The sequence below is a fragment of the Nocardiopsis alkaliphila YIM 80379 genome, from assembly GCF_000341005.1.
Classification (GTDB): domain Bacteria; phylum Actinomycetota; class Actinomycetes; order Streptosporangiales; family Streptosporangiaceae; genus Nocardiopsis; species Nocardiopsis alkaliphila.
The window spans coordinates 26,094-50,393 of record NZ_ANBD01000126.1 but is presented as its reverse complement, the minus strand read 5'-3'; the positions used below and the strand labels follow the sequence as shown (position 1 = coordinate 50,393).

Below are 24,300 nucleotides of genomic sequence, written 5' to 3'. Positions count from 1 at the left end.
GCATCACATCAGAGCGGGGACCGCCAACTCCAGGCTGCCCCGCTCGGTGTCCAACATCGCCGCGACGCCCAAGGGCAGGGTCAACTGGGCGGCGCAGTGACCGAACTCCAGTCCCCACAGCACCGGCCCCCCCAACGCGCCGAGCCGATCGCGCATCAGCTCGGCGATCGCTCCCGGGTCCGGCGGGCAGTCCGACCAGGTTCCGATCGCCACTCCGGCCACACCGTTCATCCATCCGGTGCGCAACAAGTGGGTGAGCATTCGGTCGATCCTGGCCGCGTCCTCGTTGACGTCCTCCAGAAGCAGGATGCCCCCGGCCGCCGACAATCGGCTGTGCGGTGTGGCCAGACCATCATTGAGCAGGCTCAGGTTCCCACCGAACAACACCCCCTCGGCCCGCCCCGGGACCAGGCCGTGTGCGCCGGGGGAGGTCAACAGCATGCGCTCCTCGGGGGCGAACAGGGTGGTGTACAGCTCCCGCTGGGCCGTTTCGTCACCCACGAAGTAGCGGGTTCCCACCACCGGGCCGTGCAGCGTGGCCACACCCAACTCGATCGCGAACGCCTCGTGCAGCGCGGTGATGTCGCTGAACCCGATCAGTGCCTTGGGCTCGACGCGGCGCATCGCGTCGAAGTCGAGCAGGTCCAGCATCCGGTGCGCCCCATCGCCCCCACGTACGCAGAACACCGCCCGCACGTCGGGGTCGCACCAGGCCTGCTGGAGGTCCATGGCCCGATCCCGGTCCTGACCCGCCAGGTAAGGCAACGTGGGATGACGGTCGCGCACATGCGGAGCCGGTTCGACCCGCAGACCCCAGCCCGTGAGGATCTCCACGGCCGCGTTCAGTTGGGACTCCGGCAGCGGACTGCACGGCGCCNCGCCCCCCCCAGCCGCACCCGATCACCCCGACGCAGTCTCGGCGGGCGCCGGAGCGAGATGGGACGCGCCACCCTTTCGGGTTCGCCGCTGAACTCCTCGCTGGTCTCGATCATCGACTCCCCCACGTTGCCGCCCATCCCTTTCCTCATCCCCTCCACGGCGCCTCCTCGACGGGGTGCGCCAGGTCACCGGTCGATTCGCCTTGCTCGTGTCCACGTCAGGTCAGGAGCGAAGGAAGCCGTCCAGTACCCGAACTCCGAAGCGCAAGCCCTCCAACGGCACTCGCTCGTCCACCCCGTGCGGCAGACCGGGATAGTCCAACCCTTCGGGCAGGCGCATCGGGGAGAATCCGTAACAGTCGATCCCCAGCCGTGAGAACACCTTGGCGTCCGTGCCCCCGGCCAGACACACCGGAACCACACGGGCCTGGGGATCTTGGGCCAATAGCGCCCCGCGCAACGCGTCGAAGGCCGCCGAATCCACCGGCGCGGCCACCGGTGGCGATCCGTGCGCGTACTCCCAGCTCACCTGGGGACCGGTCAGTTCGTTCATGGTGGTGGTGAACGCCTCCTCCCCACCGGGCAGCACCCGGCCGTCCACCCCGGCGCTCGCCTCGCCCGGCACCACGTTCACCTTGTACCCGGCCGAGAACATCGTGGGGGTGGCGCTGTTGCGCACGGTGGGCCCTACCAGGGACGCCGCCGTGCCCATCCGGGCGACCAAGGCGTCCACGGACTCGTCGGTGTCGAGATCGCCCTGGACGCGCTCCACCCCCAGGGCCTCGGTGATCGCGTCGATCGCGGCCCGAGTGACCGGAGTCAGGTGCAGCGGCCACCGATACCCGTGAACGCGCGCCACGGCGGCGGCCAACGCCCCCACCGCGTTGTCGCGTGGGGGCCGCGAACCGTGCCCGGCGCTGCCGTGTGAACGCAGTGTCAGCCACGCGCTACCGCGTTCGCCCGAACCGATCGGATACAGCCGCACCGGCTTTCCGTCGCCCCCGAGGGCGTGCACGGTGTGGCCACCACCCTCACCGATCGCCACCGTGCAGCCCTCGAACAGGTCGGCGTGCTCGCGCACCAGGTAGTCGGCCCCGTAGACGGCGCTGTCCTCCTCATCGGCGACGAAGGCCAACACGATGTCGCGACGGGGACGCAGCCCCAGCCTCGACCAGTGCCTCACCACCGCCGTGACCATGCCGACGGTGTTCTTCATGTCCACGGCCCCGCGCCCCCACAGGGACGGGACGCCGGTGTCGGGACAGTCGGCGATCTCCCCGGCGAAGGGTGGCACCGACCAGGCGTGGGCGTCGGCGGGCACCACGTCCAGATGCCCGTGGACCAGCAACGCCTCGGCGTCGGGATCGGTACCCGGGATACGCACCACCACGTTGGCGCGGCGATCGGCGGACTCCAGGATCAGGGGGGACAGGCCGGCCGCGCCCAGGGCCTCGGCCACGAACTCGGCGGCGGCGCGCTCGTCGCCCTCGCCTCCACCACGGTTGGTGGAGTCGCGCCGAATCAGCTCGCGGGTCAGGTGGATCGCGTCCTCACCCGCCGCGATCAGCGCCTCTTCTTTGGCACTGCTGGGCGGGGAGGTGTCGGTGTGGCCCACGGACTCGGCCTTTCGTCGGGGTGGTATGAGGTGGTGAGGTACACGCGGGTACACGAACGTGAGCGGGTCTTGGCCCCCGGCACTGTTCTACCCGCTGCCCAGGTCGGTTGTCCGCGTAACGGCGCGGAAGGGATGTGGCGGTCAGCCGTAGTCCTTCTCCATGTGGTTGGAGATCATGGTGGTGACCGTCTTGAACGCCCGGATCATTTCGTAGGCGTCCGGGGAGGTGTAGCGAACCCGACGTTCGCCGATCCGAGTCACTCCCGGAACGATCGCCGCGGCCTGGGCGAGCTGGGCGGAGTCCACCTCGACCTCCACGGCCCTGACCGAGGGGACGACCGGGGTGATCCGACCGGCCAGTGTCATGGCCCCCTGCGCGGCCGTACGGATGTCGGCGGCGGTACGCGCGGGCGGGCGACAACGCGCGGCGTATCGGCTTACGTGGTCCTTGACCGCCACCGTCCGTGCCAAGGGAGCGTAGGATTCGGCGTCCTCACAGGCCCGGTCGTCTCCGGTGACCAAGATGACGGGAGTGCCGTACTCGGCGACCACGGCGGCGTTGAGGCGACCCTCGCTCGCGGGCTCGCCGTCCAGCCAGACCCTCGTGATGGCGTTGGGCAGGTAGGTGTGGGCCAACACCCCGTCGTCCCCGGCGCCGCAGTGGTAGCCCAGGAAGACGATCCCGTCCACGTCACCGGTCTGCACGCCCTCGACCATCGAGAGCTCCTTGTGCCGGCCGGTGATCATGGTGGCTCGTTCGTCGAGCTCTTCCAGCAACAGGTTGCGCATGGTCGAGTGCGCCTCGTTCACCAGGACCTCGGTGGCGCCACCCTCGAAGAGTCCGCCGATCGCGGCGTTGACGTCACCGGTGAACATCGACCGGCAGCGCTGCCACTGTTCGGTTCCGGGTTCGCAGTCGGCGGGCCAGGTGACGCCGGTGGCGCCCTCCATGTCCGCGGAGATGAGGATCTTCACCAGGCAGAGCCTAGGGCCTAGAGGGTGCACGGGGCCACAGGTCCATGGTCGGGGCGTCGGTCCTCGCGGATCCGCTCAGGGAATCACCCGGCCCGGGTCGGCGAAGGTGCCGGAAAACGCGGATAGGGGGTCGGAACGGAATCGGGGAAGGGGTCGGCCAGGCCTTCGGCCATCACGTGGGCGATCGGTTCGGGAAGGGATGACCGGTCGGCGAGCCTGCGGACCTCCCGTATGCACCGGACCTCGTCCGGGAGTATCGGACGGGGCACGACCACCTCCCACCCGCTGGGGTCCTCCAACTCGCTGATCAGGCGGACCGCCTTCAACGCGGTCACCACTCGCGCGTTCGGGTCGTCGAAGTGGCCCACCGTCACCGGCTCGTCGTCCGGAAGGCACACGTCGACCGCCACCAGGCCGTGTGGTTCATGGTGTGGCCCGAGGGCGTTCAGCCACTGGTGGGTCACCGTGTACGAGGGGAGGATGGGGAAGCAGAAGACTCCTCGAACGTCCCCCTGCCCGGAGGAGGTGTGCACACCGGACCGCTGGACGCGGGCGATGTCGGCGCGGGAGGTCAGATGGACGAACAACGCCATGGGGAGGATCCCTGTCGCTCGGAAGGTGTCAGAGGTCGATTCCACGATCCTTGTACAGGGTTTCGGTCGATAGGCCTGGGGGCGGCGTCGTTCGGGACGGGCGGACACAGGACGGAGCGACCGTGGTCTCGGCGGCGCCCGCCACCGGGTACGGCGAAGGCCCCGGCGGTGCCGGGGCCCGAGGAGTTCCCAGGTCAAGGCAGGGTGAGGATGTCCGCGCCGGACTCGGTGATGGCCAGGGTGTGCTCGAACTGCGCCGTCCACTTTCGGTCGGCGGTCACCGCGGTCCACCCGTCTTCCCACAAGTCGTACTCCACGCCACCAAGGGTGATCATCGGCTCGATGGTGAACACCATGCCCGGCTCCATGACGGTGGTGGCGCGCGGGTCGTCGTAGTGCGGGATGATCAGGCCGGAGTGGAATTCGGGCCCCACTCCGTGACCGGTGAAGTCGCGGACCACGCCGTAGCCGAAACGCTTGGCGTAGGACTCGATCACGCGGCCGATCACGTTGATCTGGCGACCGGGGCGGCACGCCTTGATGGCGCGCATGGTCGCCTCCCGGGTGCGCTCCACCAGCAGCCGGTTCTCCTCGGACACGTTTCCGGCCAGGAAGGTGGCGTTGGTGTCGCCGTGCACCCCGTCCTTGTAGGCGGTGATGTCGATGTTGACGATGTCGCCCTCGGAGATGACCGTGTCGTCGGGGATGCCGTGGCAGATGACCTCGTTGAGGGAGGAGCACAGCGACTTCGGGTAACCCTTGTAGCCCAGGGGACTGGGGTAGGCGCCGTGGTCCAGCAGGAACTCGTGGCCGACCCGGTCCAGTTCGTCGGTGGTCACACCCGGCACGATGTGCTTGCCGACCTCCTCGAGGGCCTGCGCCGCGATCCGGCCCGCCACGCGGATGCGCTCGATGGTCTCGGCGTCGTGGATGTCACCGAGGACACCTTCGACGGGGTGCTTCTTACCGACGTACTCCGGGCGAACGATGTGGGAGGGGACCGAACGTTGTGGCGAGATGCGCCCAGGAACCAGCGGAGTAGTCATGGACACTGATTGTAGTTCGTGAGTGGTACCGAACCGCCGTGTTCAGGGGTGTGATGAGTACCCCGGGCGCGGGTAGGTGCCCCATCAGATCCACGATGAGAAGGAGGCGGTCGGCTGTGCTGGACGCGCAGAACGGTGACTGGTGGTTCTGTCTCAGGCACAACGAGGTCGAACACGGTAAGGGCTGCCCCAACAGCCGACGTCTGGGCCCCTACCCGGATCAGGCGACGGCGGCGCAGGCGCTCGACATCGCCGCCGAGCGCAACGAGGCATGGGACGAGGAGGACGAGAAGGAAGAGCGTTGACGCCCGCCCTGCTCCCTCGTTACCGAATCCCGTTCTGGCAGGATCGGCTCCATGAGCGAACAGAACGCGCCGCAGGGCGTGGACATCACCGGGAAGACCATCGCCGTGCTGGGTGGCACCGGCGATCAGGGGCGAGGACTGGCACGTCGGTTCGCCCTGGCCGGACACACCGTCTACATCGGTTCTCGTAGCGCCGAACGGGCCGCCAAGGCCGCGAGTGAACTGGCGGAGGCCGAGGCCGCTCAGATCCGGGTGCACGGGGTGGACAACGCCGAGGCCGCCGAGCAGGGTGACATCGTGATCGTCGCGGTGCCCTGGGACGGTCACCGTGAGCTGTTGGTCGAGCTGGCCGACAGGCTCGCCGGGAAGATCGTCGTGGACTGCGTCAACCCGCTGGGTTTCGACAAGAAGGGGCCGTTCGCCCTGGAGGTCACCGAGGGCAGCGCCGCCCAACAGGCCGCCGAGGTGCTGCCGGGCAGCAGGGTCACCGCGGCCTTCCACCACGTGTCGGCGAAGCTGCTGCTGGATCCGGAGGTGGACGAGGTCGACCTGGACGTGCTGGTGCTGGGAGAGGATCGGGAGGCCACCGACGTGGTGCGTGCCCTGGCCGAACGCATCTCCGGGGTGCGGGGCGTGTTCGGCGGCCGGTTGCGCAACGCCCACCAGGTGGAGGCGCTCACCGCCAACCTCATCGCCATCAACCGCCGCTACAAGACCCACGCGGGTATCCGGATCACCGGGCTGTAGACGAACGCGCGCGACGGTGCCGCCCGGAAGGTCTTGGGCGGCACCGTCGCGCGTGTGGAGCCTCTCGTAGTGCTTCGTTGGCCTGCTCTTCCCCTTGGGGGCGGGGGCCGGCCGCGTCCCCGCCGTGGCCGGCTCCGGTGCCCGTCTTGGCCGGGGCCCCGACAGCCTCAGAGCCCTCTCCAGCGCCCTCTCCCGCGCTGTGGGGACGGGGCAGCCGAGGTTCACCCCGTCGCGACGCCTGGAACGGCGCTTCGCCGCCTGGCGACGCACCACCCCGGACACCACCGCTCCGTAACGGGTGAGCCCCGACGGCTACGGTGCTAGGAGGCCCACTCCTTGACCTTTTCGATCAGCTTCGCGGGGTTCTCGCCCATCGGGGTGACGTTGAGCTGGGTGACCCCGGCGGCGCGAAAGGCCTCTACCCGTTCGCGCACGTAGGACTCGGGGCCGACCAGGTTGGTCAGCTCCACGAACTCGTCCGGGACGGCCGCGGCCGCCTCTTCCTTCTTCCCGGCCAGGTACAGGTCTTGGATCTTCTCCGCGGCTTCCTCATAGCCGTAGCGCTGGGCGACGGTGTTGTAGAAGTTCTTGCCCTTGGCGCCCATACCGCCCACGTACAGGGCGATCATCGGGCGGGTGAACTCCAAGAGCTTCTTGGTGTCCTCGCCCTCGCCGATGGCGAGCAGGCCACCGGCCGAGACGTCGAGGTCGCCCAGGGAGGCATCGCGTTCGGCCTTGCCCTTGGCCAGGGCCTGGCCCCACACCTTTTCGGCCTTCTCCGGGATGAACAGGTGCGGCAGCCAACCGTCGGCGATCCGGGCGGTCATCTCGACGTTCTTCATGCCCAGGGAGGCCACGTAGATCGGGATGCGCGGGCGCACGGGGTGGTTGATGATCTTGAGCGGTTTGCCCAGGCCGGTGCCGTGCTCGGGCGGCAACGGAAGGGTGAACACGTCGCCGTCGTGGGTGAGGCGGTCCTCGCGCGCCCACACCTTGCGGCAGATCTCGATGGTCTCGCGGGTGCGGGCCAGCGGCTTGCTGTAGGGGACGCCGTGGAAACCCTCGATCACCTGAGGCCCGCTGGCGCCCAGACCGAGGATGGCACGGCCCTCGGAGAGGTAGTCGAGCCCCGCGGCGGTCATCGCGACGAGGGTGGGCGTACGGCTGTACATGGGCAGGATGGCCGAGCCGATGTGCACGCGTTCGGTGCGCGCGGCCAGGTAGCCCATGAGGGTGGGGCTGTCGTAACCGTAGGCCTCGGCGACCCACACGGTGTCCAGTCCGGCCTTCTCCAGTTCGACGACCTGGTCGACGGCCGACTTGGGCTCGCCCGCGTACTGGAGCGGCATCGAGATGCGCATGTGCTGTCCTCCCGGTGGGGCCGGGACCCGGCCCGTGGACGGTCCTGGTGTCGGCGTCACTGTACTACCGGGCGGTAACGAGGCTGTGGTGCGGCTCACGTGTTCGATGGTCCTCCGTGGAGGGGCGTTCCTTCGATTCCCGGCCGATCCCGGCCAAGTTTCCTTGGCCAAGGAGTCTTGGCCAACAACCCTTGGCCATATACGGTGACGACATGACCGAAGAACACGAGCCCGCCTCGCCTACCCGGGACCCCTTCGCGAACGCGGCGCTTTTGAACGCGCGTTCCCTGCGAGGCCTGGCCCATCCCCTACGAATGCGTCTCTACCAGCGAATCCAGCAGGGCCCCGCCACCGGCAAGACCATCGCGGGTGAACTGGGCATCTCCTCGGCCTCGGCCAGTTACCACCTGCGTCAGCTGGAGACCTACGGATTCATCGAGGAGGACCCGGACCTGGGCACGAGCCGGGAACGCTGGTGGCGGGCGGTGCACGAGGGCTTCCGGTTGCCCGAGCACCTGGACACCGAAGCGCCCGAACTCACCACGGCGCTACGTCACGCCCTGGCAGCCCGCTGGTCCGCGCGGCTGGCCACCGCGGTCGACCTGTGGTCCGCCCGACCCGAAGGTTGGCGTGAGGCCCAGTTCATGGCCGACCGCACCATCGACCTCACCTTGGAACAGATGGAGCGCTTCCGTGCCGAGGTCGTCGAGCTCCTCGACCGTTACCACCACGAGGGGGGAGGGGAAGGGCGCACCGTCAACATCCAGTTCGCCGCCTTTCCCGGCCCCGACAACGCCTCGGACCCCCGAGGGCCCTCCGCACCGAAGAAAACACCATGAGACCCGTGGTCGGGTTGGTGGCCGCCGAGGCCTGCGCCTACATCGGCACCCGGCTGGCCATGATCGCCATCCCCTGGTTCGTTCTGGAGACCACCGGGAGCCCCGCCCACATGGGTCTGGTCACCCTGTTCGAGATGGGCGCCTACACCCTGGCCCGGCTGTTCGTGGGCCCCGTCCTGGACCGGGTGGGGCAGCGTGCCGTGAGCATCCGGGTGGACCTGCTGGCGGCGGCCGCCCTCATCACGATTCCCCTGCTCTTCACCGCCGGCCTGTTGCCCTTCCCGGTCCTGCTCGCCTTGGTCACGGTGATCGGTCTGGCCACCGGACCCTCCGAAGCCGCCAAGGTCTCACTGTCGCCGTTCGTGGCACGTGCCGCCGGGGTACGGGTGGAACGGGTCACCGGACTCACCGGCACCGTCGACCGACTCTCCATGACGGTGGGGCCGATCGCCGCCGGGGCCGTGACCGCGGCCTTGGGCGCGCTCACCGCCCTGTACCTCAACGCCGTCCTGATGCTGCTGGCCGCTCTGATCATGGTTCTGATGTTGCGCCACGACACCGAGACGTTCGAACGTTCCGGAGCCGATCCGGAAGAGGGTCACGGCTACCTGAGGCGGCTGCGAGCGGGGTGGCGTGTCGTCTGGGGAGATCTGCCCTTGCGCACCCTGGTGGCGATGGTCCTGGTGACCAATGTCGTGGACGTCGCTGTGATGAGCCTGGCGCTGCCGGTATGGGCCCACGAAAGCGGATGGGGCCCCGAGGGGGTCGGGCTGGTCGCGGGAGCGCTCGGCGGTGCTTCGGTGATCGGCTCCCTGGCCGCCGCCTGGTTCGGCCATCGCCTGCCCCGACGCGCGACCTTCTTCTTCGCCTTGGCCGTCGCCGGCCCGCCGCGCATCCTCGTGCTGGCCTTGGACCTACCGCTGTGGGCGGTCCTGGTGGTGTGGGGGGCTTCCGGCCTGTTCGGCGGCCTGATCAACCCGATCCTGTCGGCGATGCTCTTCGAGCGCCTGCCCCCGAACCTGGTGGGGCGGGGCATGTCGATGATCGGCGCCTTGGCCCGGATCGGGGCGCCGATCGCCGCTCCCGGCATCGGCGTGGCCATCGGGGTCCTCGGCGTGGCCCCGGTCCTGGTCGCCGGGGCGGCGGTCTACTTGGCGGCGGCGCTCGTCCCCGCCTTCGGCCGGTCCGCTCGGGCGTTCGAGCGGCCCCCGAAGGAGCCGGAGGCCGGACCCGAACGTGCCTCGCCCTGAGCCTGGGCCTGGGCATCGTGGGCGTGGTGCCCGCCCCTACCGGGGCTGGTCGCCGGTGACCAGCGGAAGGGAGTCGTCCGCGGCCCACGCGGTCATGGAACCGTCGTAGACGGCCACGTCCTCACGCCCGGCCAACGCCAGGGCGTGGGCCACTCCGGTGGCGGCGATGCCACCGCCGCAATAGGTGACCGGTGTGACCCCTGGGTCGAGCAGCCCCTTGTCCGCGAACAGGGTGCGCAACTCCTCCGCCGATTTGAGCGTTCCGGTCTCGGGATCGGTGACCTCGCTCACCGGCAGGTTGAGGCTGCCGGGGATGTGCCCGGCACGGGCGTAGGTCTGCTTTCGGCCGCTGTAGGTCTGTGGGTCCAAGACGTTGACCAGAACCGTGCGCGGGTCGTCCAGGGCGGCGTGGACCTCTTCGGTGGAGCGCAGCAGTTCGGGGCGGCGGCGCGCTTGGAAGGTGCGCGGTGTGGGCGCAGGGGAAGGCTTGTCCGTGACCGGGTGCCCGGCCGCCTTCCAGGCGTTCAACCCACCGTTGAGGACCTCCACGTCGTCGNNAACCCCCCCCAGCCGCAGGTGCCACCATAGGCGGGTGGCCCAGAACCCGTTGGACTGGTCGTAGACCACCACGCGTGTGCCCGGGCCGATGCCCAGGGCACCCGCGCTCGCCGCGAAGCGCTCCGAGGACGGGACCGTCCACGGGGCCGGGGCGTCGGGGTCGGCGAAGTCGGTGAGCAGGTCCGCGAAGTGGGCGCCCGGGATGTGTTCGGCGTCGAAGGTCTTTCGGCCCGACTCCACGGTGTAGGGCCCGTTCTCGGGCATGCTCAGGTGGGTGGTCGAGTCCAGCAGGACGAGGTTCTCCTCGCCCAGGTGCTCGGCCAGCCAGGCCACGCCGACGGTCGGTGCGCTGCTCGGTGCCATGTCCGGTCCCCCTTGATTCGGATGCGTTGACCAGCACCAACCTCGTATCGCGCACACTTGTTCCGTGCCCGAACGAGGTGTTCGGCGCGACGAAGGCCGGCCGGGGCGGGCCCGACCGGCCTTCGACGACCGAAAGGTCAGCTCGCGTAGGTGTGCTCCTCGGCGGGGAAGGCACCGTTGACGACCTCGTCCGCGTAGGTGGACGCGGCCTCACGCAGCGTTTCGCCCAGGTTCGCGTAGGTCTTGACGAACTTGGCCACCCGCGGGCTCAGCCCGGCCATGTCCTGCCAGACCAGGACCTGGGCATCGGTGCCGACACCGGCGCCGATCCCGATGGTCGGAACGGACAGCTGCTCGGTGACCTGAGCGGCCAGATCGGCGGGGACGGCCTCCAACACCACCGCGAACGCACCGGCGCGCTCCAGTTCCTTGGCGTCCTTGAGTAGTCCGGCGGCGGCCTCGCCTCGGCCTTGCACGCGGTAACCGCCCAGGGTGTTGACGGATTGTGGGGTCAGACCCACGTGTGCCATGACCGGAATACCGGCCGAGACCAGCATCTCCACCTGGGGGGCCACTGTGTGGCCGCCCTCCAGCTTCACGGCCTGGGCGTTGCCCTCCTTCATGAACCGGGAGGCGGTCTCCAAGGCCTGCTGGGGCGAGCCTTGGTAGGAGCCGAAGGGAAGGTCGGCCACGACCAGCGCCCGCTTGGTGGAACGGACCACGGCCGCGGTCAGCGGGATCAGTTCGTCCACCGTCACCGGGACGGTGGAGTCGTAGCCGTAGACGACGTTGGCGGCGGAGTCGCCGACGAGCAGGACCGGGATGCCCGCGTCGTCGAAGATTCGGGAGGTGAGGGCGTCGTAGGCGGTCAGCATCGGCCAGCGCTCGCCGCGCTCCTTGGCCCGGGCCAGGTCACGGATGGTGACACGTCGGTTGGTGACGCCGCCGTACAGGGCGTTTCCCGCCGAGGGCGGCTGGGACGTGGTGCTCATGATGGTCTTCCTCCGTTGTCTCGAAGCACCCGTGTGGGTGTCCCCGGACGTGTGGACGAAAAGGGTTGTGGTGCGTGCTCTGGCACGCGGGTTCCCCATGAGGAGCCCGTGCGGTCGTGCGGTCGTTCCCGCTCACCGTGACCTCCCACCCGGTACGAGGTGCGGGAGGGGACGGGCAGAGGGGCCGCACGCCGACAACATCATCGCATGGACGCGATCGGCCCATCCTCTTCGGGGAAACGATTTCGAGTGTGCGAGGATTCCCCCTCGGTCGGTTCGGCTTCGGACAGCGGTTCAGGAATCTTCGGCCGCCCGGGCGGCCGCCTCATGGATCACCCGCCAAAAGATCGCGGGAACCACCAGGAGCAGCAGGCCCGCGACGACGAACGGGACCTGGAGCCCCAGCCGTCCCAGGACCCCACCCATGAGCGCCCCCAGGGGGATGGCCGTGTGGGTGAGTAGGGCACGGGTCATGCCGGCACGGCCCAGGACGGGCACGGGGGTGATGGCCTGGAGTGTGGAGACCGCGCTCACCGAGATGGCGGTGCCGGACAGTCCGAAGAGCCCGAGCGCGACCGCGCCGACGTAGACGTCGGGGAACACGCCCAGCGCCATCAGGGAGGCGCTGGCCAGTACGTACGCGCCGATCAGGACTCGGCCCGCGCCAAGACGTCCGATGAGGGATCCGCAGACCATGGCGCCGGCAAGCGCGCCCACGGCTGCGACGGCCGTGTAGACGCCGAACAAAGCTTCACTCACGCCCAGGGTCCGGGTGACGTAGAGCACGAGTATGGCCGACACCAGGCCGGTGGCGAACGCCGACATCGCGGCCGTGGCGGTGAAGCCTCGCTGGAGCCGATCCCTCCAAACGAACCACAGTCCGCTGATGGCGTCCTGGGTGAGCGAGCCACGCCCGTTCCTGGGTTTCCCGGCCATCTCCGAGGGCTCCGTGGGCGGGGGGCGTGTCGACGTCGACAGGGCCGCGAGCAGTAACAGCCCTCCCACGAGATAGGTACCGGCGTTGAGCGCCACCGCGAACACGGGGGCCACCACGAACAGCAAACTCGCCGCCGGGCCGCCCACGAAGTCCGAAGCCAGGACCCGCGCCCCCTCCAGCCGACTGTTGGCGCCGGGTAGCAGCGAGCGCGGGGTGAGCAGGGGCAGTAGCGCGCGTGCGGAGCCGTCGTGGAGCACCTCGCAGATCGCCAGGGCGAACGCGAACAGACACAGCGCCCAGATCGGTGTGGCGTCCATCCAGACGAGCAGCATGAGCAGCCCCAGGCACACGCATCGCAGCGAGTTGGCGATGACCATCATCCGGCGCTTGTCGACTCGGTCGACCAAGGCTCCGGCGTGCAGCCCGAACATGACCCAGGGAAGGTAGGCGGCCACGGTCAGCAACGACACCATGAACGGGTCGGTGGTGATCGCGGAAGCCATCAGTGGCAACAGTGTGAGCAGGATCCCGTCGCCCAGGTTCGCGCTGGTGTGGGCGGCCCAGAAGCGATGGAAGGCGCCGCTCAGTCGCACGGAGGGGGCGGGCCGACTGGTGCCACCCAAAGATCTAGTCACGGCCGGTGTCGAATCGGCTCGCCCTGGAGGAAGCGAGGCTCATCGGGGGGTTGGAAAGGAGCACCTCGCCCCGTTCGTCGGTCTTGGGGAGTCCTGCGGAGAGTACGTAGAGCGCGGTCTCGGACACTCCGTCCACGCCGATGAGTTCCTCCACGCGGGAATCGTTGAACGCGGCGGTGTGGAAGGGCCCCAGACCGAGGGCGGTGGCGGTCAGTGCGAAGGTCTGGCCGAGATGTCCGGCGTTCATCAACATGACCCGATAGGCCCTCGGATGCCGGTACTTGGCGCTCATGCGTTCCACGACCGCGGTCAGGATGACGGAGAACGCCGCTTGGCCGACTCCGGACTGGGAGTTGCACATGAGGGTCAACTCATCCCGGAAGTCTCCCTCCCGGATGAGTTCCAGGGAGTGCTCTCGGACGCCGTAGTGGTAGATCCCCGGGTCCACGTCGGTCACATCCGACACCGCGACGTAGGCCTCCAGTTCGTGCCGGGAACCGCCCGAGGGGCTGGTCCGCAACATGAGCGAACCGAACTGCTTGGCGTCGATGAAGTCCTTCAGGCCGAAGACCGCTCCCATGAGGGTGGAGAAGGTCTCGCGGTCCACGGGTTCGGCCGCGAAGTCCCGATGGGTCCTGCGGCCGTAGAGGACTTCGTCGTAGGGAGCGTTGAGTCGCCTCTGACGGCGCGGGAGGAACAACCGGTCGGCGTCGGGGTAGTCCTTGAACAACGGGGGAGGGGTCTGGGTCGTCAGTTCCTCCCTGATGTGATCGGTGGTCTCCACGAACGGAGCGTCCCGGGTCATGAAGTGGAACGAGGTCCCCTCGTGCGACCAGGGGCGCCACGGGTCCAGAGCGGAGGAGACGCCCTCCTCGGGGTCGTCCTCGGCGGTGAGGAAACCGAGGGAGTGCAGGGACCGAACGGCCTCCGTCACGCTCTCCTCGTCGTAGCCGACCTCTTCGGCGGCTCGGGCCACGGTGTTCCAATCACGGAAATGGTGAAGCAGCGCCACTGTCACGGGCTCGGTGGTGATGGTGGAGCGCGTGATGGGGTTCTTGACCAGAAGTCCTTGGGCGTTCCACGCGCAGCCGAGCCCCTCCACCGATCTGTATTTCATCGTCGCCCTTTCTGGAAAAGAAAGGAGGCCAGACCCGAAGGGCCGGCCTCCGACTATTATTAAGCTGCCCTGAACTCGATGATGATGCGGAGCTCTTCGACCTGCTCGATCTTGATCTTCATGGGATCTCCTTTTGGTTTCGGGATGGATTCATCCCAGGGGGCGAAGGCTTTCCTTTTCAGGATGATCAGCCCTCGGATGCTGCACGTCGGGCGACGTACAGGGCTTTGATGTGATGCTCTTCATCAAGGTCTTGGGCGAGTCCTGATCCGTGGAATCCTCGTGCGGCGACGAATTCGAGTCCTGATTCCTTGAGGCATTGCAGGATCTGTTCGTGGGTGAAATGCCTGGTCCTGTGCCGGGTGGATAGGTGCTCCCAGGCGCCGTCACTTTGTTCGACGAACGAGTCGGCCTCCAAGTCGAGTAGCCCACCCGGAGAGAAGGGTGTGCTGCTGGAGGGGGAGAAACAGACGAAACTTCCCTTGGCTCGGCGCACGCCCGGTCCTTCCGCCGATACGCGGAAGGCCATCGTGGTGTTCATCTCCGCCACCAGCAGACCTTGGGGCGCGAGTACTCGCTTGACCTCGGAGAAGGCACTGGTCAGGGTGCTCTCCTCCAGGAGATAGTGGAAGGGTTCGCCTGCCGCGGTGGCGGCGTCGAAGGACCCGGATGGGCAGGGGAGGGCGGTGAGTTCCCCGACCCGGAACTCGATGCCGGCCATCTCTTCCTTGTTCCCGGCTACCTTGATCATTTCGGGGGAGATGTCGATTCCGGTGACCTGGTAACCCTGCTTCTTGAGCTCGACGGAACTGTTTCCGGTTCCGCACCCGAGGTCGAGGAGCAGGGGTCCCCGCACTTCGTACTCACGAAGGAGGTCATCGAATAGTTGCATCCACCGGTGGTAGTCCGGTGTGCTACTGACGGCATCGTAGTGTTTGGCGAGCTCGTCGTAAGCCGCTTGCGGTGAAATCTGGGGGATGATTTCAGGCACCTTTTGGGCCTCCGTTTTAAATTCATGGCTCTTCCGGTGGCCGAAAGAGTAGCGAAAGCAGGGGCCGAGTTAAAAGCAAGTTGGCCACATCCGGACGCTGGCTCCTCTTTCTTTCGATACTCGGTGTGATGGTGCCAGGTAGTAGGCTTCCGGTACTCGGTTCGAGTAAAGAGTGGGTTTGGGGAGATGAAAAAGAAACCCGGGTTGATGTTTATCGGAGCTCGTGTGCGATGAACTGCGAGGTTCCTTCGTGCGTATAGTCCGCGTACCGGTAGAGTTGCGATCCCGATAAGAAGACCCTTCATCAGATGGTCGGACTTCTTCGGGTGCTCTGCCCCGGGAAGGGGGCGTCCCCGGCTATGGATGGTGGTTGATGGACCAGCGGACGGCGTACCGGCGCAGGTGGGGTGGACTCGCGGTACTCATCATCTGCCTGTTGGTGATCGTGGCCGACAACACGATCCTCAACGTGGCGTTGCGCACCCTGTCCGACCCGGTGGACGGCGTGGGCGCGAGTCAGGCTCAGCTGGCCTGGGCGATCAACTCCTACACCCTGGTCTTCGCGGGGCTACTGTTCACCTTCGGCGTCCTCGGTGACCGATGGGGCCGTCGCCGGCTGCTCGTAGGGGGACTGGTGGTGTTCGGTGTCGCTTCGGCCCTGTCGGCCTATTCGCGAAGTCCCGAACAGCTCATCGCGGCGCGCGCGGTGATGGGATTCGGTGCTTCCATGGTCATGCCACAGACCTTGTCGGTGATCACCAATGTCTTTCCCGCCGAGGAACGCGGCCGGGCGATCGGCATCTGGGCCGGTGCGGTGGGCCTGGCGATGGCGATCGGGCCGTCGGCGGGCGGACTGCTGCTGGAGAACTTCTGGTGGGGCTCGATCTTCCTGGTGAACGTGCCGTTCGTACTGGTCGGGTTGGTGCTGATGTTCGTCCTCATCCCCGAGTCCAGGGACGAGCACGCCGGTCGCCCCGACGTGGTGGGCGTGCTGTTGTCCATCCCCGGTCTGGTGCTGCTGATCTACGGGATCATCACGGCGGGGGAGAGGGCGTCCCTGGCCGACTGGGACGTATTCGGCTCCCTGGCGTTGGGCGTGGTGGTACTCGTGCTCTTCCTGCTGCACGAGGCGCGCACCCCCGACCCCTCCCTGGACGTGCGGTTCTTCCGCGACCCCCGATTCAGCGTGTCCGTCGCCATCATCATGGTGCTGTTCTTCAGCATGTCCGGGATCATCTTCTTCCTCAGCTTCTACTGGCAGAGCGTGCGCGAGTTCACGCCGTTCATCGCGGGATTGCTGGTGTTGCCCGCCGCGCTCGGTCAGATGCTCTTCGCCCCGCTCAGCCCCACCCTGGTCCGCCTGGTGGGAAGACGCGCCCTGGCGGCCACGGGGGTGGTGATCGTGTGCTGCAGCTTCGTGTTCTACGCACAGATCGAGCAGGACACCCCACTGTGGCTGATCATCGCGTTCTTCTTCCTCCAGACCTCGGCGATGGCGGTGGTGCTCACCCCGGCCACGGACGCGATCATGTCGTCGGTGCCGCCGGCCAAGGCCGGAGCCGCGTCGGCGGTGCAGAACACGGTGCGCCAGGTGGCCACCGCCATGGGTGTGGCGGTCCTCGGCGCGGTGATCTCCTTCCACTACCGGTCGACCATGGCGCCCGTCCTGGAGGAGGCGACGGCCGAGGCCGAGGTGAGCCCCGAACAGGTGAGTGCGGCCGGTGAGTCGATCGAGGGCACGATGGCCTTGGCTCGGGGCCTGGGCGAGCAGGGGCGGGTGCTGGTCGCCCCGGCCAAGGAGGCCTTCCTCTCGGGCCTGCACCTGGCGGCACTGGTCTCGTTGGGCTTTGGTCTGGTGGGGCTGTTGGTGGTGCTCCTGTGGATGCCTCGCGAGGTCTCCGGGGCGCGTACCGCGAAGAGTGACGTTTCCGACACCGATGGACCGCGTCGAACGGGGGCCACGAGCCCGGAATGATCCGGAGAACAGGGCCTAACATGGGTCTATGCGCCTGACCGCCTTCACCGACGTCTCCCTACGCCTGGTCATGCGGCTCGCGGTGGCGAGGGAGGGCGAACTCTTCACCACCCGCACCGTCGCCGGGATGCTCGCCGTGCCCTACACCCACATGGCCAAGGTGGTGGCGCGCCTGTCCGAACTCGGTTTGGTCGAGGCGCGCCGTGGCCGTGGCGGTGGATTGCTGCTGACCGAGGCGGGGCGCCGTTCCTCGGTCGGGGCGATCGTCCGTGAGTTGGAGGGCGATGGTGACCTGGCCGGTTGTGAGGACGATCCACCCTGCCCCCTGCGTGCGGCGTGCAATCTGCGGGGGGCGTTGGCCCGGGCCCGTGAGGCCTTCTACGCCTCCCTGGACGAGGTGACCGTGGAGTCCCTGGTGGCCTCGCCCACGCGGCAGGTCCTGACCGTGCTGCGTCAAGACGGTTCCGCCGCGACAAGCCCCGCCGAGCAGGGGTAAAGCTCTTTCGACCACCCCGCTGTGAGGGGCCCGAGAGAGGGATTTAATATGCATTGCAGATGCCAATTATCTCTGCCGGGAGACCTCTCGGCCTAGGAGGAAGCGTGCTCTCCACCGAGTCCGCGGCCACGGTCCGCGCCACCATCCCCGCCGTCGCCGGAGCGCTGGACACCATCACAGCCCGGTTCTACGACACGATGCTGGGCGAGCGTCCCGAGCTGCTCGACGGGCTGTTCAACCGGGGCAACCAGGCCAGCGGTGAACAGCGACAGGCCCTGGCCGGCTCCATCGCGGCCTTCGCCACGATGCTGCTCGACAACCCCGACGAGCGTCCGGACGCCCTCCTGTCCCGCATCGCGCACAAGCACGTCTCCCTCGGAGTCACCGAGGACCAGTACGTGATCGTGCACAAGTACCTCTTCGAAGCGATCGCCCACACCCTGGGGGAGGCCGCCACGCCCGACGTCGTCGCCGCCTGGGACGAGGTGTACTGGCTCATGGCCGGCGCCCTCATCGCCATGGAGGCCCGCCTGTACCAGGAGGCCGGTGGCACCGGACGCGACGTATGGCGCCCCTGGACGGTGGCCGAACGCCACGAGCAGACCCCCGACGCCGCCACCCTCACCCTGGAACCCGGAGACGGCGCCCCCGCCCCGGACTTTCGCGCCGGCCAGTACGTCAGCGTACGGGTGCGGATGCCCGACGGCATCCATCAGGCCCGCCAGTACTCGGTCTCCGGCTGGGACGGCAGCCGCCGTCGCATCACCGTCAAGCGCCTGCGCGCCGGTGAGGACCACCCCGCCGGTGAGGTCTCCAGCCTCCTGCACGGCACCGCCGCGCCCGGCGACACCCTCATGGTCTCCACCCCGGCGGGCGACGTCACCCTCTCCGAGGGCGACCATCCCCTGGTGCTGGTCTCGGCGGGGATCGGCAACACTCCGATGGTGGCGATGCTGCGTCACCTGGCCGATCACGACAGCGCTCGTCGTGTGTTGGTCCTGCACGCCGATCGGTCCCCCCAGGACCACGCCCACCGAGAGGAGGTCGCCGCGCTGGTCGAGCGCCTGCCCGGAGCCACCGCCCACACCTGGTACGAGGATGGCCACGAGGGCTCCGAGGAGGACCGCGTGTACCTCGGCGACATCGACATGAGCCGTGTCGAGGTGCCCGCGGACGCCGAGGCGTACATGTGCGGCCCGCTGCCGTTCATGCGTGCGGTCCGTTCCGAACTGCTCAAGAGCGGGCTGCCCGCCCGCAAGGTGCACTACGAGGTCTTCGGCCCCGACCTCTGGCTCGGCCAGGCCTGAGCCCGAAGGTCCGCTCCGCCCGCAGGCGAGGTGCTCCCGAACCGGGCGCTCGACGATGGGTGGAGCGGATCGGTGCATACTGATCCGTATGCCCCCCACCGAATCCGTCGCCCTCGTGGGCCGCAAGCGCCATCTCGACCACCTCCTCACCGACGCCCACCGGGCGCTGGAAGGGGGGTCCCGCGCGGTCCTACTGTGCGGGGACGCCGGCATCGGCAAGTCACGACTGCTCGCCGAGTACCTGGACCGGACCCCCATGGCCCGGAAGGCATTGGGCGCCTGCCTGGAATTGGGCACCGAAGGTGTGGCCTTGGCCCCCTTCACCGCCTTGCTACGCCAACTGCTGCGCACCGACGACGGGCCACTCGAAGAGGCGGCCGAGATCGTTCGCCTCCTGCCGGGCCTGGGCGAGACCGCTCCCATACCGCCCGTCCACGACGAACACGGCCGTGCCCGCCTGTTCGAGGCGGTACTGACCTTCCTGGAGGAGCGATCCCGTCCTGACGGGCTCGCTCTGGCGGTGGAGGACCTGCACTGGTCCGATGCCTCCACCCGCGACCTCCTCGTCTTCCTCTTGCGCAACTTCCACGCCGTTCCCCTCCACCTGGTGATCTCGGTGCGCACCGACGACCTGCACCGCACTCACCCACTGCGGTCCCTCCTGCCCGAACTGGAGCGCTTGCCCCGCGTCACCCGACTGGACCTGGAGCCGCTCTCCCGCCAAGAGGTGGCCGAACAGGCCGCCGCGCTGGGCGGCTCCCTTTCCTCCGGTGACCTGGACCTGCTGCACGAGCGCAGCGGCGGCAACCCCCTGTTCGTCGAATCCTTCCTGGGCACCGGCGGCGCCGAGGGTGGTGTCCCCGAAGGGCCCCGGGAACTGCTCATGCGTCACGTCGAGCCACTCCCCGCCACCGCTCGCAAGGTCCTGGGGCTGGCCGCGCTCGCCGGTGATCGGGTGGGCCACACCCTGCTCGCCGACGTGGCCGAACGTTCCGGGATCGATGAGGACGACCTGGACGAGGCCCTCCGCCAGGCGGTGGACGCCCGACTCATCACCGCCACCGACACCGGTTACGTGTTCCGGCACGCCCTGCTCGCCGAGGCGGTCAAGAACGACCTGCTGCCCGGTCAGCGCGTCCGAGCACACCGCCGCTACACCGAGGCCCTGGCCACCGGAGTGGCCGGACTGTCCCGGAGCGAGACCGTGGCTCGACTCGCCCACCACGCCTACGCCGCCCACGACCACGCGCGCGCCTTGGTCGCCTCCTGGGAGGCCGCCGAACGGGCCCTGGCCTCGGCCGCCCACCCCGAATACCTGGAACTCCTCGAACGGGTGCTGGAACTGTGGGAGTCGGTGCCCGACGCCGCCGAACGCCTCGGACTGGACCGTGGCGCGTTGCTGCTTCGGGTGTGTCTGGCCGCCCAGGTGGCCGGGGAGCTACGTCGTGCGGCCGAGCACGCCACCGACGGCCTCGCCGACCTGGACTCCGCGGACGATCCCCAGACGGCCGCACGCCTGCTCGTGGCCCGTGCCCGCGCCTACAAGGACCTGGGCCGTAGCGCGGCCTTGGACGATCTGCGCGCCGCCACCGGGATGCTCCCCGAGGACCACCCCGAACAGGCCCTGATCGGCGCGGCCATGGCCTCGGCCTTGATGCTCCAGGGGTTCGACGAGGAGGCCGAGGAGGTCTCCCGGACCGCCATCGAGACCGCGCGCGGGGTCGGGGATCGGGCCAGTGAGGCCGACGCCCTGGTCACCTTGGGCTCCCTGCTGGGCGTCACCGGATCCGACGAGTCCGTGGAGATGCTTCGGGAAGGGATTCGCATCGCCCGGGATTCGGGTGAGGTCCAAGTGGAGTTGCGCGGGCTCAACAACCTGGCCCACAACCTGCACCTGCGCTTGGAACCGGAGGGAGCCCTGGAACTGGCCCGAGAGGTCCTGGATCGGTGCGCGGACCTGGGGATCCTGCGCAGCCAGGGTGGCTTCCACGCCAACGGGGTCGCCATCTACCTCATCGCCCTGGGACGGGTGAGCGAGGCCCAACGGGTACTGGAGACCCACCCCGAGGTGGGGGACCTCGCGGCCGCACGTCGTCAGGTGATCATCGCCCAGATACACGCGATCAGGGGCGATTGGGACGCCTGCGAGAAGGCCTTGGGCGAGTTCACCCGGTTGTTGCCCCGGGACCGCAGCTCGGCTCTGGAGTACGTTTCGCACTACTACGGGTGGTTGGGGCTCCTGCTGGACGGACCGGGAGAGCGCTGGGCCGAGGCCGCGCGCTTGGCCTTCGAGGCGGAGGCGGACATCGGACTGATCAGCGAGGGTCGGGCCGGTTTTCAGGGAACGCCGGCCTGGGCCGAGCTGGTGGCCCGCCTGCGCCGCCGTGATCTGCCCCAAGACGCCGAACTCGCCGAGGAACTGGCCGTGCTGTTGTGGCGGAGGGTGGAGCGTGCGGACTGGCCGAGTGCGCCTTCGGCCAGACTCGGCCGGCACATGGCCCGAGGGTGGCTCGAAACGGATCCGGCTCGTGCGCTCGTGCATTGGGAGCACGCACTGGCGTTGGCGGTGGAGGCCGGCCCGGGAAAGCTGTTCGAAGCCTCTCGTGGGGCCTTTTGGGCCCTGCTCGCACTGGGCGATCTCGATCGGGCTCGGACGATGGTGGAGCGGGCCAGGGAATTGAACGGTGAGGCGGAGTTCGGGGGGCGAGACCACGTGGACGGGATGAGCTCGGCCCTGGCCGGGACCAGGCCGGCCCCGACGACCTTGCCCGCCGGGCTCACCCCGCGTGAGGCGGAGGTCCTGATCCAGGTGGCCAAGGGCTTGAGCAATCGCCAGGTGGGGGAGGCGTTGTTCATCTCGGCCAAGACGGTGAGCGTGCACGTCACCAACCTCATGGCCAAGCTGGAGGTCGACAATCGCACCGCCGCCGTGGCCCGGGCCCGCGAGCTCGGATTCGGGCTCGGTTGAGTCTTGGTCAGACCCGACCGCCGGCGCGGGAGATCCGGGCCAGGGACGCCTCCACGTCCACCTTGGTGGTCGGCCGGTTGTAGGGAAGCTTGGCCAGCAACAGGGCCATTCCGCAGGTGTCGGTCAACCCGGCGAAGACCAGCCCGGCGCCGATGAAGGCCGCGACGAACGCCGCTGGGGTCCACCACAGGCTCGCCAGGGCGGCCACCAGCACGAGGGACCCGGCGACCAGGCGTGCCTGCCGTTCCAACGCCCAGTGTTCGGGGCCGCGTACCACAGGCCCGTCCTCGTCCTCCCAGGCGTTCAAACCCCCTTCGAGCACGACGGTGTCGGTGAGTCCGGCGGCGGCGAGCCGGGCCTGCGCCCGCTTGGCGCGCGGCCCGTTCTGACAGACCAGGACGATCTGTTCGGTGGCGTCGCGGGACACGCGCTCGGCGTGCCACTCCAGGGCCGCCAAGGGAAGGTTGATCGCGCCGGGAACGTGCGCGTCCTCGAACTCGGCGGGGGTGCGAACGTCGACCAGAAGCGGCATGGGGCCGCGGTCGACCTGGAATCGGACGGTGGCGGTGTCGATGGTCTGGCTCAAGGGCGTGGGCTCCAGGAGAAGGCATGGGTCGGTGGCGGGCGGGGAAGCGGCCGGCGGTAGTCGATCGCTTCGGTAGGAAATCGGTTCCCAAGGGTTGTCAACGCGTGTTCGCCGGTGTCTGTTCCGTGGAGGACGTCGCTCGCGGAGAATTTCCGGCTTCTTTCCCTTCACCGGACGTGACCACGGAAGCGACGACGCCCCCGTCGACCATCCTGGCCGGCGGGGGCCGTACGTTCGTACTTCCTGTGCGCCCTACAACGTGGGCAGGTAGCGCTGGAGCTCGTACGGGGTCACCTGCCGGCGGTAGGAGTACCATTCCGCCTTCTTGTTGCGCAGGAAGAAGTCGAACACGTGCTCGCCTAGGGCCTCGGCGACCAACTCGCTGCTCTCCATCAGACGCAGCGCCTCGTCCAGGCTCTGCGGCAGGGGCCGGATCCCGAGCGCTCGACGTTCGGCGTCGGTCAGCGCCCACACGTCGTCCTCGGCACCCGGGGGCAGTTCGTACCCCTCCTCGATGCCCTTGAGTCCGGCGGCCAGAACGACCGCGTAGGCCAGGTACGGGTTGGTGGCGCTGTCCAGGGAACGGATCTCGATCCGGCTGGAGTTGGACTTGCCCGGCTTGTACATCGGCACCCGGACCAGGGCGGAGCGGTTGTTGTGTCCCCAGCAGATGTAGGCGGGTGCCTCACCACCCATTCCGGCGGAGGCCGCAGGGTCGTCCCACAGTCGCTTGTAGGAGTTCACCCATTGGTTGGTCACGGCCGCGATCTCGTCGGCGTGGCGCAGCAGACCGGCGATGAACCCGCGTCCCACCTTGGACAGCTGGTAATCGGCGCCCGGCTCGTAGAAGGCGTTGCGGTCGCCCTCGAACAGCGACAGGTGGGTGTGCATACCCGATCCCGGGTATTGGGTGAAGGGCTTGGGCATGAAGGTGGCGTACACGCCCTGCTCCATCGCCACCTCCTTCATCACCAGCCGGAAGGTCATGATGTTGTCGGCGGTGGTCAGCGCGTCCGCGTAGCGCAGGTCGATCTCCTGCTGGCCGGGGCCGGCCTCGTGGTGGCTGTACTCCACCGAGATGCCCATGGCTTCGAGCATGTTGATCGCGTTGCGCCGGAAGTCGTGTGCGCTGTTGTGCGGGGTGTGGTCGAAGTAGCCACCCGAGTCGTTCGGCTCGGGGAACTCTCCCTGTTCTGGGAACTTCTTGAGCAGGTAGAACTCGATCTCGGGGTGGGTGTAGAAGGTGAACCCGAGCTCGGAGGCCTTGCTGAGCTGTCGCTTGAGCACGTGGCGCGGATCGGCCGGGGAGGGCGAACCGTCGGGCATGAGGATGTCGCAGTACATGCGCGCGGTGCCGTGCGGCTCGTTGCGCCAGGGCAATACCTGGAAGGTGGCGGGATCGGGCTGAGCGAGCATGTCGGCCTCATGCACCCGGGCGAACCCCTCGATCGAGGAACCGTCGAACCCGATGCCCTCGGAGAAGGCGGCCTCCAGTTCGGCGGGTGCCACCGCCACGGACTTGAGGTACCCGAGCACGTCGGTGAACCACAGCCTCACGAACCGGATGTCGCGCTCCTCCAGCGTGCGGAGCACGAATTCCTGCTGTCGATTCACGATCAACCTTCCTCGATGCCGATCGGTTCCGGCCCACTCCGGTGGTCGCGGAGCCGAGCCGGGCCTTGTCCCAAGGTCCAGTGTGCCGGGCGGATATTTCCGGGGTATTTCCGCGCACACTCGGTGGCCTGCCCGGTCCGTGCCCCACACAC

Annotated in this window: 20 protein-coding genes and 1 pseudogene; 8 read left to right on the top strand and 13 right to left on the bottom strand. The window is 68.4% G+C overall.

Translation table 11 applies throughout. The features are described 5' to 3' along the window. Positions 1-3: 3 nt before the first annotated feature. The 5 genes and pseudogenes from D472_RS0117965 to map all read right to left on the bottom strand — a co-directional run bounded on the left by D472_RS0117965 (position 4) and on the right by map (position 5,107). Positions 4-992, bottom strand: a pseudogene (locus D472_RS0117965) (S66 peptidase family protein). A 109-nt stretch (positions 993-1,101) separates the two neighbouring features. Next, positions 1,102-2,493 carry a M20/M25/M40 family metallo-hydrolase gene (locus D472_RS0117960; protein ID WP_017605856.1) on the bottom strand — a complete coding sequence of 464 codons (1,392 nt, stop codon included), beginning with the start codon at positions 2,491-2,493 and terminating at the stop codon, positions 1,102-1,104. Positions 2,494-2,634: 141 nt separating this feature from the next. After that, on the bottom strand, positions 2,635-3,468 hold the full coding sequence (locus D472_RS0117955) for a M55 family metallopeptidase (RefSeq protein ID WP_017605855.1): 834 nt from the start codon (positions 3,466-3,468) through the stop codon (positions 2,635-2,637). 83 nt (positions 3,469-3,551) lie between these two features. Continuing rightward, positions 3,552-4,061 carry a hypothetical protein gene (locus tag D472_RS25880; protein ID WP_017605854.1) on the bottom strand — a complete coding sequence of 170 codons (510 nt, stop codon included), beginning with the start codon at positions 4,059-4,061 and terminating at the stop codon, positions 3,552-3,554. Positions 4,062-4,255: 194 nt separating this feature from the next. After that, on the bottom strand, positions 4,256-5,107 hold the full coding sequence (map, locus tag D472_RS0117945; protein WP_017605853.1) for a type I methionyl aminopeptidase: 852 nt from the start codon (positions 5,105-5,107) through the stop codon (positions 4,256-4,258). Between the two features lie 116 nt (positions 5,108-5,223). On the opposite strand from map, the gene D472_RS0117940 reads away from it, so the two are divergent. Both D472_RS0117940 and npdG read left to right on the top strand, forming a co-directional pair. Then, on the top strand, positions 5,224-5,412 hold the full coding sequence (locus tag D472_RS0117940) for a hypothetical protein (protein ID WP_017605852.1): 189 nt from the start codon (positions 5,224-5,226) through the stop codon (positions 5,410-5,412). A 51-nt stretch (positions 5,413-5,463) separates the two neighbouring features. Then, positions 5,464-6,159, top strand: coding sequence for an NADPH-dependent F420 reductase (gene npdG, locus D472_RS0117935; protein WP_017605851.1), 696 nt, complete (start codon positions 5,464-5,466; stop codon positions 6,157-6,159). A 320-nt stretch (positions 6,160-6,479) separates the two neighbouring features. Here the strand turns inward: npdG and D472_RS0117930 are convergent, their stop codons facing one another. Beyond that, positions 6,480-7,520 (bottom strand): LLM class F420-dependent oxidoreductase, encoded by a 1,041-nt coding sequence (locus D472_RS0117930; RefSeq protein WP_017605850.1) that lies wholly within the window; start codon positions 7,518-7,520, stop codon positions 6,480-6,482. 212 nt (positions 7,521-7,732) lie between these two features. On the opposite strand from D472_RS0117930, the gene D472_RS0117925 reads away from it, so the two are divergent. Together D472_RS0117925 and D472_RS0117920 are read left to right on the top strand one after the other, a co-directional pair. Continuing rightward, a complete protein-coding gene (locus D472_RS0117925) occupies positions 7,733-8,359 on the top strand; it encodes an ArsR/SmtB family transcription factor (RefSeq protein ID WP_086003798.1) in 627 nt (208 codons plus the stop codon). After that, positions 8,356-9,609 carry an MFS transporter gene (locus D472_RS0117920; RefSeq protein WP_017605848.1) on the top strand — a complete coding sequence of 418 codons (1,254 nt, stop codon included), beginning with the start codon at positions 8,356-8,358 and terminating at the stop codon, positions 9,607-9,609. Before D472_RS0117925 ends, D472_RS0117920 begins: the two co-directional genes overlap by 4 nt. 36 nt (positions 9,610-9,645) lie before the next feature. Here the strand turns inward: D472_RS0117920 and D472_RS0117915 are convergent, their stop codons facing one another. The 5 genes from D472_RS0117915 to D472_RS0117895 all read right to left on the bottom strand — a co-directional run bounded on the left by D472_RS0117915 (position 9,646) and on the right by D472_RS0117895 (position 15,202). Continuing rightward, positions 9,646-10,530 (bottom strand): sulfurtransferase, encoded by an 885-nt coding sequence (locus tag D472_RS0117915; RefSeq protein ID WP_017605847.1) that lies wholly within the window; start codon positions 10,528-10,530, stop codon positions 9,646-9,648. A 137-nt stretch (positions 10,531-10,667) separates the two neighbouring features. Continuing rightward, a complete protein-coding gene (gene panB / locus D472_RS0117910) occupies positions 10,668-11,522 on the bottom strand; it encodes a 3-methyl-2-oxobutanoate hydroxymethyltransferase (protein ID WP_017605846.1) in 855 nt (284 codons plus the stop codon). Between the two features lie 294 nt (positions 11,523-11,816). After that, positions 11,817-13,094, bottom strand: a complete 1,278-nt coding sequence (locus D472_RS0117905) for an MFS transporter (RefSeq protein WP_152447998.1) — start codon at positions 13,092-13,094, stop codon at positions 11,817-11,819. After that, positions 13,087-14,211, bottom strand: coding sequence for a SagB/ThcOx family dehydrogenase (locus D472_RS0117900; RefSeq protein ID WP_017605844.1), 1,125 nt, complete (start codon positions 14,209-14,211; stop codon positions 13,087-13,089). Before D472_RS0117900 ends, D472_RS0117905 begins: the two co-directional genes overlap by 8 nt. Positions 14,212-14,398: 187 nt before the next feature. Next, complete coding sequence (locus D472_RS0117895) at positions 14,399-15,202, bottom strand: class I SAM-dependent DNA methyltransferase (RefSeq protein WP_017605843.1); 804 nt, start codon at positions 15,200-15,202, stop codon at positions 14,399-14,401. Between the two features lie 373 nt (positions 15,203-15,575). Here D472_RS0117895 and D472_RS0117890 point away from each other — a divergent pair, with 373 nt between their 5' ends. The 4 genes from D472_RS0117890 to D472_RS0117875 all read left to right on the top strand — a co-directional run bounded on the left by D472_RS0117890 (position 15,576) and on the right by D472_RS0117875 (position 21,948). Beyond that, on the top strand, positions 15,576-17,177 hold the full coding sequence (locus D472_RS0117890) for an MFS transporter (RefSeq protein ID WP_017605842.1): 1,602 nt from the start codon (positions 15,576-15,578) through the stop codon (positions 17,175-17,177). A 28-nt stretch (positions 17,178-17,205) separates the two neighbouring features. Next, a complete protein-coding gene (locus tag D472_RS0117885) occupies positions 17,206-17,673 on the top strand; it encodes an RrF2 family transcriptional regulator (protein WP_017605841.1) in 468 nt (155 codons plus the stop codon). 104 nt (positions 17,674-17,777) lie between these two features. After that, positions 17,778-18,980 (top strand): globin domain-containing protein, encoded by a 1,203-nt coding sequence (locus D472_RS0117880; RefSeq protein ID WP_017605840.1) that lies wholly within the window; start codon positions 17,778-17,780, stop codon positions 18,978-18,980. Positions 18,981-19,068: 88 nt separating this feature from the next. Beyond that, on the top strand, positions 19,069-21,948 hold the full coding sequence (locus D472_RS0117875; protein ID WP_017605839.1) for a helix-turn-helix transcriptional regulator: 2,880 nt from the start codon (positions 19,069-19,071) through the stop codon (positions 21,946-21,948). A 7-nt stretch (positions 21,949-21,955) separates the two neighbouring features. On the opposite strand, the gene D472_RS0117870 is transcribed toward D472_RS0117875, so the two are convergent. Both D472_RS0117870 and D472_RS0117865 read right to left on the bottom strand, forming a co-directional pair. After that, positions 21,956-22,480: a rhodanese-like domain-containing protein gene (locus D472_RS0117870; protein WP_193373486.1), complete on the bottom strand. Its 525-nt coding sequence runs from the start codon at positions 22,478-22,480 to the stop codon at positions 21,956-21,958. Between the two features lie 306 nt (positions 22,481-22,786). Then, positions 22,787-24,148 (bottom strand): glutamine synthetase family protein, encoded by a 1,362-nt coding sequence (locus tag D472_RS0117865; RefSeq protein ID WP_026117822.1) that lies wholly within the window; start codon positions 24,146-24,148, stop codon positions 22,787-22,789. Positions 24,149-24,300 lie beyond the last annotated feature (152 nt).